Origin of the sequence: Pantoea sp. GM01 (genome assembly GCF_000282675.1) — a bacterium.
Lineage (GTDB): Bacteria > Pseudomonadota > Gammaproteobacteria > Enterobacterales > Enterobacteriaceae > Pantoea > Pantoea nemavictus.
Genome location: NZ_AKIU01000081.1, coordinates 41,206 through 53,788, shown reverse-complemented (window position 1 = coordinate 53,788; position 12,583 = coordinate 41,206). Strand labels below are relative to the sequence as shown.

Below are 12,583 nucleotides of genomic sequence, written 5' to 3'. Positions count from 1 at the left end.
GGGCCACTCACAAGGTGGCCCGAACTTTATCAACCGCCGGCCAGCTTCACCTTCATACCTTTGGCTTCCAGCAACGTTTTGATCAGATCGCGCTTGTCACCTTGAATCTCAATCACGCCCTCTTTCACTGCCCCGCCGCAGCCACATTTTTTCTTCAGTTCGGCAGCCAGTTTTTCCAGTGCAGCATCATCAAGGTCAACGCCGGTTATCAGGCATACGCCCTTTCCTTTGCGTCCGCTGGTCTGACGCTGAATGCGCACAATGCCGTCACCTTTAGGACGGGCGACTTTTTCTTCTTCTGGCGCGATGCGTCCGGTTTCAGTGGAATAAACCAGTCGATTGTCGTGAGCCATTATGCCTCCTGTAAACTTTGCAGGATCTGCTGCAGCGTAGCGGCAGGATCGGCGGATTGGGTGATCGGACGTCCAATTACCATATAGTCTACGCCGGCGAGTTTTGCCTGCTGCGGCGTCATAATACGGCGCTGGTCGCCGGCATCGCTGCCTGCCGGCCGAATGCCTGGCGTCACCAGCGCGAAATCCTGGCCGATTACCTGTTTGAAGTGTGCGGCTTCCTGTGCCGAACAAACAACGCCGTGCAGACCGCAATCACGCGTTAAACGCGCCAGGCGTTCAGCCTGCTGCGCTGGAGACAGCGTAATGCCTAAGCCTTTCAGATCGTCCTCATCCATGCTGGTCAGTACGGTAACCGCAATCAGCATTGGCGCATCTTTACCAAAAGGCACCAACGCTTCACGCGCTGCATTCATCATGCGAGCCCCGCCGCTGGCGTGCACATTCACCATCCATACACCGAGATCGGCCGCTGCCGCCACTGCATGCGCAGTGGTGTTCGGGATGTCATGAAACTTGAGGTCAAGAAACACCTCAAAACCGCGTTGCTGCAATGTTTTCACCAGAGATGGACCAAACAGCGTGAACATCTCTTTACCGACTTTCAGGCGGCACTGGCTCGGATCGATGCGGTCAATAAACTGCAGCGCGCTGTTGAGCTCGTGATAGTCGAGTGCCACCAGAATTGGTGAAGTGGTTGCAGGCATAACGTTTCCTCAGTGACAGGCACCCGCAGGCGCGATGGACAAACGGCAAGCATTCTACCTGCCCAGGCCGGATACAACAATCGTGGTTCCGCATCAACCAGCCTGTTTAACGGCTAAATGCACGACAGTCGAAGGTTGCGATATTACTCACGCTATAAGTATGTTGTAACTAATTAGGGCGATAAAACAAAGACAACACGGCCATTGTTATTGGCCGTCGAGTCCGCGGATGGGTTTAACGGAAGACCAAGCCCGGCATGATGGGCAATGCCAGTAAAGTGCATGAGCGGTAAAGCCACATTTCTGGCAGCGATAACGGGGTTTGGTGCGAATCTGTTCACCGACCATATCGCGTAACACCATCAAGCTCTCTTTCGCGCGTCCATCTTCCGCTTCGTGCAGGTGGAAATCCATCAAACGATGAAACACACGCATGGTTGGATGACGCTGGAGTTGACGATTGATATAGAGCTGCGCGGCTTCAGGGCCCTGCTGCTGTTCGAGGATATCGGAAAGATAAAGCTCGGCTGCGGCGCCGGTATTTTCATCAACGCAACGCTGTAGAAATTGTGCCCAATTCTCTGGCTGATTAAGGCGCTGATAGCAGGTTTCCAGCATGGGCAACGTCTCGCTAACTAGCTCTTTGTCCTGCTCCAGCACGCGCTGCAATCGGCTTGCAGCCTTCGCGTACTCGCCCTGCTCCATTAGGATGCGCCCCATCATGATGGAGACACGGGCGCTTTGATGATCGGCTGATTCGCCCTTCTTCAATAAGCTCATGGCACGATCAAGATCGTCGCTGCTTAACGCCTGCAATGCGAGTTCGCAATAGAAATGGGCGATTTCACCCTTCTGCTTATCTTTGCCGAGCTTGACCAGTTTTTCCGCCACTTCGATGGCTTTTTGCCAGTCACTGGTCGCCTGATGAATCAGCAACAACTGCTGCAAGGCACCGATACGAAAATCGGTTTCCTCGACCAGTTGACCAAACATATCCTCTGCGCGGTCGTATAACCCGGCGGCCATGTAGTCGCGGCCAAGCTGCTGAATCGCTAGCAGGCGCTGCTCATAACTGAGCGAGGCGCTCTCCATTAGCGATTGGTGGATGCGAATGGCGCGATCGACTTCACCACGTGAACGGAACAGATTACCCAGAGTAAGATGCGCCTCGACCGTGCCGCTATCCTCTTTCAACATGTCGAGAAACAGATCGACCGCTTTGTCCTGTTGATTAGAAAGCAGGAAGTTAACCCCCGCAACGTATTCACGCGACAGGCGATTCGCTTCGTGTTGCTTATCCTGATGCGCACTACGTCGGCCCATGTACCAGCCATACGCCGCAGCAACGGGAAGAAGCAGAAACAGCAGTTCAAGCATCGAAAATTAATCCCGACGGCCAGCAGTGGACGTCGTAGTCACCGTCGTGGCTTGTTCGTTCTGCGCCTGCATCCGCTTGAGTTTTCGCTGCGCGTTAGCAAGTGATACGCGTAAACGTAACCAGAACAGGCCGCAAATCGCCCATCCCAGAATGAACCCAGCGCCAAACAGACTGGCCAGCAATGTTGAAATCCGGAATTCGCCCTGCGCAAGCAGATAGTTAAAGGTGATGATTTGGTCGTTATGCGCTCCGAGCGTCACGGAGATGATAAAAATGACCAAAACCACGAGAAAAATAAGCAAATATTTCACAATGCGTCCTGTCGAGAGGTTATCCAGTAGAAGTATGCCAAAAAAGCGCCGTTGATGCTGCTATACCCACATCAGTTAGCGCATTTTTCTGTAAGCGCAATCAATCATATGGGGGCAAGCAGCCAAATTACAATCCATCATCGCGTTGCGCGATCTCCCGATGTTCTTCTGGCGGAATGGTTAAGGGTCCGCAGAAGCGCTGGGCTAACAGGGTTGCTACCGTCACCAGCAGCCAGGAAATCAGGGTTGCCATAACCAGATCCCGCGGCCAGTGCATACCTAACACTAAGCGGCTGCCCATCACCATGGTCGCCCAAACAAACAATACCGCTACCGTAGCGATATGGCGGCGCGGCCAAAGTAAACCGATTGCCAGTAGCGCCCAGCTGGCGGCAAACATGGTGTGTCCGGAAGGGAACGCATAACCGGTCTCAAACGCCCAATGATTTTTTAACCACTGTGGCAGTTGCGTATCGTTGGCCAGTAAAGTTGAAACCATTTCGCTACGCTGCTGGCGATGCAGTTGATAGAACTCATCGCCGGTAATGCCATGACTTTTTTCCAGCCAGATGACATAAGGACGCGGTTCCTGAACATGTTCTTTTATGGAGGATTTGGTGTACTGACCGGCCAGAATTGCGCCGTTCATAATAAGGATGAGCAAAATTGCCGGCTTGAGACGAAAGCGTAAACACCACAGCACCCACGCGCTGAGGATGATACTGGTGAGAATCCCCCATGGGCTGGTTACCGTTTCGGTCATCCAGAACAGCACACGCTGCAGATCGCCACTTTTCCCCGGCTGCCATTGCCAGCCCGATAACCAGACACCCAGTGGCATCAGCAATAATAAAAACGCCCCGAAGGTGGTGCGCTGAATGATTTTTAACATTCGCTTCCTTTTAGATCCGCATTAACCCGCGCGACATGCATAACTTTAGCTGAAAAAAGAATAACATACCCATTGCGGCTTGGATAATTGTGCTTTATCACTACAATCACTCTGACCGATTAACGGCGAGAGTTCGGGTTGTGGCACAATAGCGTAAGTTTCATCGGGCCACGTGGGCCCGTGCGTTATCATGATGATAGCGCATCCTCTGAAGGTTCTGGAGAGTCACATGCAGCTTAAACGGGTAGCAGAAGCCAAACTGCCCACGCCATGGGGAGATTTCCTGATGGTTGGTTTTGAAGAACTGGCAACCGGCCACGACCATGTCGCGCTGGTTTTCGGAGATATTAGCGATCACAATCCGGTATTGGCGCGCGTCCATTCTGAATGCCTGACGGGCGATGCCCTGTTCAGCCTGCGCTGCGATTGTGGTTTTCAGCTGGAAGCCGCGCTAACGGCCATTGCGGAAGAGGGTCGTGGCATTCTGATGTATCACCGTCAGGAAGGTCGTAATATCGGTTTGTTAAATAAGATCCGCGCCTATGCTCTGCAGGATAAAGGTTACGATACCGTCGAAGCGAATCATCAGCTCGGCTTTGCCGCCGATGAGCGTGATTTCACCTTGTGCGCAGATATGTTCAAACTGTTGGGCGTCAATGAAGTGCGCTTGCTGACGAACAATCCACGTAAAGTTGAGATCCTGACAGAAGCCGGCATCAATATCGTAGAACGCGTGCCGCTGGTTGTCGGGCGTAACCCGAAAAATGCTCACTATCTCGATACCAAAGCCGAAAAAATGGGTCACTTATTACCCAAGTCTTAAGCGGATGCTAACAAATAAAAAAGCCGGGAAATCCCGGCTTTTCTTTTAGTTCAGCATGTTGCGTATCACGTAGTGCAAAATACCGTCGTTCTGGTAATAGGTCAATTCATTACCGGTGTCGATACGGCAGCGTGTTTCCAACGTCTCTTTACTGCCATCTGCACGCGTCAGCGTCACAGCAACCGTGCCACCTGGCTTGAGTTGCGAGAGGTTCGCAACATCAATGAACTCTTCCCCAGTAAGCTGCAACGTTTTGCGCGTTACGCCTTGCGGAAATTCCAGTGGCAGAATCCCCATACCAATCAGGTTAGAGCGGTGAATACGCTCAAAAGATTCTGAAATGACCACACGCACCCCTTGTAAGCGCGGTCCTTTTGCCGCCCAGTCGCGGCTGGAACCTGAGCCGTACTCTTTACCGGCAATCACTGCTAACGGCACGCCGTCTTGCTGATACTTCATCGCGGCGTCGTATATCGCCAGCTGTTCGTTGCTCGGGAAGTGTTTGGTATAACCGCCTTCTACGCCCGGCACCATTTCGTTGCGGATGCGAATATTGGCAAAGGTGCCGCGCATCATCACTTCATGGTTGCCGCGACGTGAACCGTACGAGTTGAAATCGGTACGCTCAACACCGTGCGAAAGTAAATAGCGCCCAGCTGGACTTTCAGCTTTGATACTTCCTGCCGGCGAAATGTGGTCGGTGGTGACCGAATCGCCCAACATGGCCAGAATTCGCGCACCTTTAATATCCTGTACCGGCTTCGGTGTTTTCTCCATGTCGTCAAAGAACGGCGACAAGCGAATGTAAGTCGAGTCGCCATCCCAATCATAGGTTGCCGCCTCACTCACCTTAATTTGCTGCCATTCCGGCGTGCCATCAAAGACTTCGGCATACTCTTTGTGGAACATATCGCTGGTTACTTTCTGCACCGCTTCCGCAATCTCTTCCGGCGATGGCCAGATATCTTGCAAAAACACATCATTACCCTGCCGATCCTGTCCAAGCGGATCGGACTGAAGGTTGATTTTCATATTGCCCGCCAGGGCATAAGCAACGACGAGCGGTGGTGATGCTAGCCAGTTAGTTTTGATTAATGGATGTATACGTCCTTCAAAGTTACGGTTACCGGAAAGCACCGCGGCGACCGTCAAATCGCCCTCTTTAATCGCGCTTTCTATAGCATCCGGCAGCGGACCCGAGTTACCAATACAGGTGGTACAACCGTACCCGACCAGATTGAAACCCAGCTCATCCAGATAAGGTGTTAATTGCGCAACGGCCAGATAATCAGAAACGACTTTCGATCCCGGCGCCAGCGAAGCTTTGACCCATGGTTTGCGCATCAAACCGCGTTCAACCGCTTTTTTGGCCAGCAAACCGGCAGCCATCAATACGCTCGGGTTTGAAGTATTGGTGCAGGAAGTGATCGCCGAGATCACCACCGCGCCATCATCCAGCTGATAGCTATCTCCGGTTTCACTGTCGCGGTAACTGACGGTTTTATGCGGTTTTTGAGCCTGATTGACTTCCAGCTCATTACTGGCATCAAATGCAGTCGGAACATCGCCCAGTGAAACACGGTCCTGTGGTCGTTTGGGTCCCGCAAGGCTGGATTCAACAGTACCCATATCCAGTGCCAGGGAGCTGGTGAACACCGGTTCGTCGCCTGGGTTACGCCACATGCCCTGCTGTTTGGCGTAAGCTTCAACCAATTCCACCTGCTCTGCATCGCGGCCCGTAAGCGTCATATAACTTAATGTGACGTCATCAACAGGGAAGAAGCCGCAGGTTGCTCCGTATTCAGGAGCCATGTTGGCGATAGTGGCACGATCGGCAAGCGGTAAGTCAGCTAAGCCATCACCGTAGAATTCAACGAATTTGCCGACCACGCCATGTTTACGCAGCATTTGCGTGACGGTTAATACCAGATCGGTTGCGGTAATACCGGGGCTTAGTTTCCCTGTGAGTTTAAAGCCCACTACATCAGGAATCAGCATAGAAACCGGTTGGCCTAACATGGCAGCCTCGGCTTCAATACCGCCAACGCCCCACCCTAACACGCCAAGCGCATTGATCATTGTGGTATGTGAATCGGTACCAACCAGCGTATCCGGGTAGGCAACGTCTTCCCCATTTAGGGTTTCATGCCAAACTGATTTACCCAAATACTCCAGGTTGACCTGATGGCAAATCCCAGTGCCCGGCGGCACAACGCGGAAGCGATTAAAGGCTTTTTGCCCCCAGCGCAGGAAGACGTAGCGTTCGTGATTACGCTCCATCTCTAAATGAACGTTCTCACCGAAAGCTTCGTTGTCACCGAAATGGTCTACGGTGACCGAGTGGTCAATAACCAAATCAACCGGGGATAATGGATTGACTTTAGCAACGTCACCACCCAGTCGTTTTACCGCTTCACGCATGGCGGCTAAGTCCACCACTGCGGGCACACCGGTAAAATCCTGCATCAATACACGCGCGGGGCGGTAGGCAATTTCGCGATCGGCGTGGGCATCTTTCTGCCAAGCGACTAGCGCTTCAATATCTTCAAGCGTGACAGAGTCACCATCTTGCCAGCGCAACAGGTTTTCAAGCAGGACTTTCATTGACTTGGGCAAGCGATCAATATTGCCCAATTGCTGAGCGGCTTTAGGCAGGCTGTAGTAATGATATTTTTTTGCCCGAACATCCAGCGTGTCCTGACTCTGCTCACGTAACGTTAACGACATAGCGCCTCCATGTAAGTAAATCTCTTTTTAAACCTCAGTGACTGCAAGGTTTAACTTAAAGATAGACCACATTCCCGTTAACGTTTTGATAACAACACGAAATGACACATTAAAACACAATGAAAAATGCCCCGACGTTTGTCAGGGCATTTAAATAGAACAGTTTAATTTAAGTTATGGGTTTACATCATTGCCCAAAAGGCTGCTGCCCAAAAAGCAAACGAAAAGGTATATACGCTAAACCAGGATAACGTCGTTGTATTAATGTTCATCATTCACTCCCTCCCGGATTCCGGGCAAAAAAAGTCCACCGTCTTCAGCGTTGTACTGATGACACCGTTTTTTTAATGCTGAGTGTTAAAGGACGGGCTTTTAACTTGCCCACCGGATAATCCGGCAAAAAGAGGGACTAAATATATGTATATGGTACGCAACGCAGACTGCGTTATTTCGACTTCATATCCATGAAGGATTCAATAAAATTGCGCTGATTTTCACTGAGTTCCCACGAAGTAGGAATCGTTACTTGCTGTTCAGTGGAAACAACGTCTTTCACTTTGCACGCAGGCGTTTGCGGCTGACGCGCAGATACTGGATGTTTACGACTGAGTGTATTTGCCCACATGGCTTAACCCCACATACGCCAAATCATTAACGCCACCACTACCCAGAACAGTGCTGAAGCAGCGAAGACAGTCAACCAAGCTTTGCGACGAGTATTACCAGAACGCTCAACTTTGGTGCTTTTAGTCCGGAAGGCCGGCTGTACAGTTATTCTCGTGTTCATAGTTTTTGATAATCACTCTCAATAAAACGATTGATGACAACGATTAAGATTTAGGACGAATCCTAAACTTGTTAAGACCGAAAATCCAGTTATTTTTATTGAGCACAACGATTAACGCTATTTATCAAAACACAAAAAATTGATGAGATAAATTTAATTGCCACGATAACTATTAATTAAATAGTTACATTGTAAATTTGGGTTATCGACAAATTAGATCCAATCTAAATTTGAGTTTAATTTAGTAACCCAGTAAAAAAGCCCTTCTCCATCAACTCTTAACTAGAGTATGGGAATATTCCTGGCGAGCTGCAAAGTAGCATCGTAAAAATTGTGTACTGATTCGCATTTAAGAACTAACAATAGAAAAACATGTGACCCATGTTTCATTTACATAAAAATAATGATTTTTTTTGAAGTACTACTGGCGCTAAGCGCTATGGGATTCCTAAGGTGCCCACTGGACACCTTGGCAAAAGAATGAGTTAGGAATTTACTTGAAGGGTAACTTGATGTCGCGGAACATGGCTTCAATGTCTTCATTGGAGCGCAATGCAACCGCTGCATCCACGACATCACGCGTCAGATGTGGTGCAAAACGTTGTATGAAATCATACATATAGCTGCGCAGGAAGGTGCTGCGTCTAAAGCCAATTTTGGTGGTGCTATTCGTAAAGATCTCTGATGCTTCAATACGAACCAAATCGGGGTCGGCAATCGGATCTACAGCCATGCTGGCAATCACCCCCACACCTAAGCCTAAACGCACGTACGTCTTAATCACGTCCGCATCGGTCGCTGTAAATACAATGCGCGGTGTTAATCCCGCGCGGTTGAACGCGGTATCAAGCTCTGAGCGCCCGGTAAAGCCAAAGGTGTAAGTCACTAAGGGGAAATCAGCGAGCTCTTCAATCGTCACATTCGATTTACCTGCCAGAGGATGGTCTGGCGTTACTACAATTGCACGGTTCCAGTGATAGCACGGCAGCATGATCAGATCGTCATAGAGGTGCAGAGCTTCCGTGGCGATGGCGAAATCAGCATTGCCCTTGGATACCGCTTCAGCAATCTGCGTGGGCGATCCCTGGTGCATATGCAGTGAAACGCGCGGATAGCGTTCGATAAAGCCTTTAATCACGCCAGGTAAAGCATAACGCGCTTGGGTGTGCGTGGTAGCCACATAAAGCGACCCTTTATCCGGCCAGGTATGCTCACCCGCAACAGATTTAATCGCATCCACTTTTGATAACACTTCACGTGCAATACGGATTATCTCTTCACCTGCAGGCGTTACCTGTGTCAGATGTTTACCACTGCGGGCAAAGATCTGCACGCCCAACTCATCTTCCAGCATACGTACCTGCTTACTGATGCCAGGCTGCGAGGTATATAAGCCTTCGGCGGTCGACGAGACATTAAGGTTGTGATTAACCACTTCGACGATGTAACGCAACTGCTGCAATTTCATAGTTATATCTTCCTGGTAGCGACAGAGGTGCATTCCCAGCAGGCGTATTGACACCTTAATGGTATTAAAGGAGGGAAAGCGAATCAGCGAGACGAAAAGAATCTATAACCACTATATCAGTTAAAGGAAGAATGTAGAACGTTTAGCTATAAGGATGGGAAAAAGGCCAGCTGATGCTGGCCTTAGGGAGATTTACTTCTTCGCTTCCTGCCACTTGCCATCAATGTAGAACATTGACCAACCCGTGGCTTTGCCGTCTTTTTCTGATGAAACGTACTGCTGCTTAGTCTTACGACTGAAACGCACCAGCGTTTTGTTCCCTTCTGGATCGGCAGCAGGCGCTTCCGACAGATATTTCAGTTTTTCAGGCAAACGATCGGCAAAGCGCTGCAGCTCTTCTACCAGCGGCGCGCGGGTTTCACGCGATTTAGGGAAGGTATTAGCCGCCAGGAACACACCCGCAGCGCCGTCACGCAACACGAAGTATGCATCCGATTTTTCACATGCCAGTTCTGGCAGCGGCACCGGATCTTCTTTCGGCGGCGCGACATCACCATTGCGCAGAATTTTACGGGTGTTTTTACATTCGTCGTTGGTACAAGCCATGTATTTACCGAAACGGCCCATTTTCAGGTGCATTTCAGAACCACATTTTTCGCACTCAACAATTGGACCGTCATAACCCTTGATACGGAACTCGCCCTGCTCGATTTCGTAGCCATCGCACTCTGGGTTATTACCGCAGACGTGCAACTTACGCTGGTTATCGATCAGATAGCTGTCCATTGCCGTACCACACTTCTGGCAGCGGCGACGGGCGCGCAACGCGTTGGTTTCAGCATCATCGCCTTCCAGCACGTTAAGCACTTCGTTTTCCGGAATCAGGTTGATGGTCTGTTTGCAGCGCTCTTTCGGCGGCAAAGCATATCCTGAGCAGCCAAGGAACACGCCGGTACTGGCTGTACGAATCCCCATTGGTCGGCTACACGTCGGACAATCGATTGACGTGATAACCATTTGGTTCGGCTGCATGCCGCCCTCTTCTGGATCCTTTTCAGCGTGATCTAACTGCTGGCTGAAATCACTGAAGAAGGAGTCGAGCACGGCTTTCCACTCGGCTTCATTATTAGCCACCTGGTCGAGGCTGTTTTCCATGCGCGCAGTGAAGTCATAGTTCATCAGCTCGCGGAAATTCGCTTCCAGACGATCGGTAACGATTTCCCCCATTTTCTCAGCGTAGAAACGGCGGTTTTCGACACGCACGTAACCACGATCCTGGATGGTGGAAATGATCGATGCATAGGTCGATGGACGACCAATACCGCGCTTTTCCAACTCACGTACGAGCGAGGCTTCACTGAAGCGCGCCGGCGGCTTGGTAAAGTGCTGGCTGGGCATCAGCTCTTTCAAATCCAGCATGTCGCCAACATCAACCGGCGGCAGCGTCAGATCTTCATCATTTTTACGTAGCGCTGGCATTACACGCGTCCAGCCATCAAACCGCAGCGTGCGCCCTTTCGCTTTCAATTTGAATTCAGCCGCGCCCACCGTCAGCGTGGTTGAGTCATATTGCGCCGGTACCATCTGGCAGGCAACAAATTGACGCCAAATCAGCTGATACAGTTTTTGCGCGTCAGCTTCCATATCTTTCAGCTGTTCTGCCACGACATTCACATCTGAAGGACGAATCGCTTCGTGCGCTTCCTGCGAGTTCTCTTTGCTGGCATAGGTGTTCGGCGCATCTGGCAGATATTTCTTACCAAAGCTGCTTTCAACATAGCCACGCGCCATCGCCACCGCATCCTGGCTCAGGTTGGTGGAGTCGGTACGCATATAAGTAATGTGACCGGCTTCATACAGACGCTGCGCCATCATCATGGTCTTCTTCACACCAAAGCCGAGACGCGTGCTCGCTGCCTGTTGCAAGGTAGACGTAATGAACGGGGCAGAAGGTTTGCTGCTGGTCGGTTTGTCTTCACGATCCAGCACTTCATAACGCGCTTTTTGCAGAATGGCGACCGCGGCGTGAGTTTGCTCACGATTAACCGGGCGGAACGCTTTGTCATTCTGATGTGTAACCTGCATGGCAAGATCGGCGCCTTTCGGCGTGGCGAAATCAGCATCGATTTCCCAATACTCTTCCGGCACGAAGGCTTTGATTTCGTGCTCGCGCTCTACCACCAACCGCACAGCAACCGACTGTACGCGACCGGCCGACAGACCACGGGCAATTTTCTTCCACAGCAGCGGCGAGACCATGTAACCCACAACGCGGTCCATGAAACGGCGCGCTTGCTGCGCATTAACACGTTCAATATTAAGTTCGCCCGGCTTCTCAAACGCCTGACGAATCGCATTCTTGGTGATTTCGTTAAACACCACACGGCTAAAGCGCTTATCGTCGCCACCGATCACTTCCCGCAGGTGCCAGGCAATGGCTTCCCCTTCGCGGTCAAGGTCCGTTGCGAGATAGATGTGGTCGGCATCGGCAGCCAGGTTTTTCAGCTCAGCGACGACTTTTTCTTTGCCAGGCAGAATTTGATAATCCGCTTCCCAACCATGCCAGGGATCGACACCCATGCGGTTGACCAATGCGGCTTTCTCATCTTTCTTTACCTTTTTGCCAGTTTTCGTCTTTTCCCCGTCGGCACTTTTACGGGCAGTCGAACCGCTGGTCGGCAAATCACGGATATGACCGACGCTGGATTTCACCACGTAGTCATTACCGAGGTATTTATTGATTGTTTTGGCCTTTGCCGGGGACTCAACGATGACGAGTGCTTTACCCATATGTACCTTTACCTAAATGAAACGTCCTGATAAACGGGAGAGAATTGGAGGCCCCAAAACCCAATGGGTTCAATATTGCTGCCAGCATTTGTCATTTCAAGGCAGCAGGGATAATCTCAGGTCAGATTGCGTCGACTTCTGCAACTTTATGATTAGGAGCGAGTTTTCCATCTGACAGAACCACACATCCGGGTGTGATCTCCCTGAAAGCTGAATCGCCCACACTCTACCTGATAAAATCCGTTACGCAACTTAATTAGCATTCTGCCTAATTTTACGCCAGTTTTATGACGCAATGCTGATTTGCTGAACGCGATGACTCGCAAGTAATATAGAAGGAGAAAATT

At 50.7% G+C, this 12,583-nt stretch carries 10 protein-coding genes; 1 reads left to right on the top strand and 9 read right to left on the bottom strand.

The features are described from left to right. Nucleotides 1-29: 29 nt before the first annotated feature. The 5 genes from yciH to pgpB form a co-directional block, all read right to left on the bottom strand. Entirely contained in the window at nt 30-353 is a 324-nt protein-coding gene (gene yciH, locus PMI17_RS20820) for a stress response translation initiation inhibitor YciH (RefSeq protein ID WP_007892432.1), read from the bottom strand. Further along, entirely contained in the window at nt 353-1,060 is a 708-nt protein-coding gene (pyrF, locus tag PMI17_RS20815) for an orotidine-5'-phosphate decarboxylase (RefSeq protein WP_007892431.1), read from the bottom strand. The genes yciH and pyrF overlap by 1 nt, the downstream gene beginning before the upstream one ends. A gap of 207 nt (nt 1,061-1,267) precedes the next feature. Continuing rightward, the gene (gene lapB / locus PMI17_RS20810; protein ID WP_007892430.1) at nt 1,268-2,437 is read right to left on the bottom strand and encodes a lipopolysaccharide assembly protein LapB; all 1,170 of its coding nucleotides are present in this window, start codon (nt 2,435-2,437) and stop codon (nt 1,268-1,270) included. A 6-nt stretch (nt 2,438-2,443) separates the two neighbouring features. Then, nucleotides 2,444-2,749, bottom strand: coding sequence for a LapA family protein (locus PMI17_RS20805; protein WP_007892429.1), 306 nt, complete (start codon nt 2,747-2,749; stop codon nt 2,444-2,446). 127 nt (nt 2,750-2,876) lie between these two features. After that, a complete protein-coding gene (pgpB, locus tag PMI17_RS20800) occupies nt 2,877-3,641 on the bottom strand; it encodes a phosphatidylglycerophosphatase B (protein ID WP_007892428.1) in 765 nt (254 codons plus the stop codon). Between the two features lie 229 nt (nt 3,642-3,870). Here pgpB and ribA point away from each other — a divergent pair, with 229 nt between their 5' ends. Continuing rightward, nucleotides 3,871-4,464, top strand: coding sequence for a GTP cyclohydrolase II (ribA, locus tag PMI17_RS20795; RefSeq protein WP_007892427.1), 594 nt, complete (start codon nt 3,871-3,873; stop codon nt 4,462-4,464). A gap of 45 nt (nt 4,465-4,509) precedes the next feature. Here ribA and acnA read toward each other — a convergent pair whose 3' ends face one another. The 4 genes from acnA to topA all read right to left on the bottom strand — a co-directional run bounded on the left by acnA (nt 4,510) and on the right by topA (nt 12,236). After that, nucleotides 4,510-7,191 carry an aconitate hydratase AcnA gene (gene acnA, locus PMI17_RS20790; RefSeq protein WP_007892426.1) on the bottom strand — a complete coding sequence of 894 codons (2,682 nt, stop codon included), beginning with the start codon at nt 7,189-7,191 and terminating at the stop codon, nt 4,510-4,512. Nucleotides 7,192-7,819: 628 nt separating this feature from the next. Beyond that, the gene (locus PMI17_RS24990; RefSeq protein ID WP_071531079.1) at nt 7,820-7,978 is read right to left on the bottom strand and encodes a YmiA family putative membrane protein; all 159 of its coding nucleotides are present in this window, start codon (nt 7,976-7,978) and stop codon (nt 7,820-7,822) included. 493 nt (nt 7,979-8,471) lie between these two features. Further along, entirely contained in the window at nt 8,472-9,446 is a 975-nt protein-coding gene (cysB, locus tag PMI17_RS20780; RefSeq protein WP_007892425.1) for an HTH-type transcriptional regulator CysB, read from the bottom strand. Between the two features lie 192 nt (nt 9,447-9,638). Then, on the bottom strand, nt 9,639-12,236 hold the full coding sequence (gene topA / locus PMI17_RS20775) for a type I DNA topoisomerase (protein WP_007892424.1): 2,598 nt from the start codon (nt 12,234-12,236) through the stop codon (nt 9,639-9,641). Between the last annotated feature and the right edge of the window lie 347 nt (nt 12,237-12,583).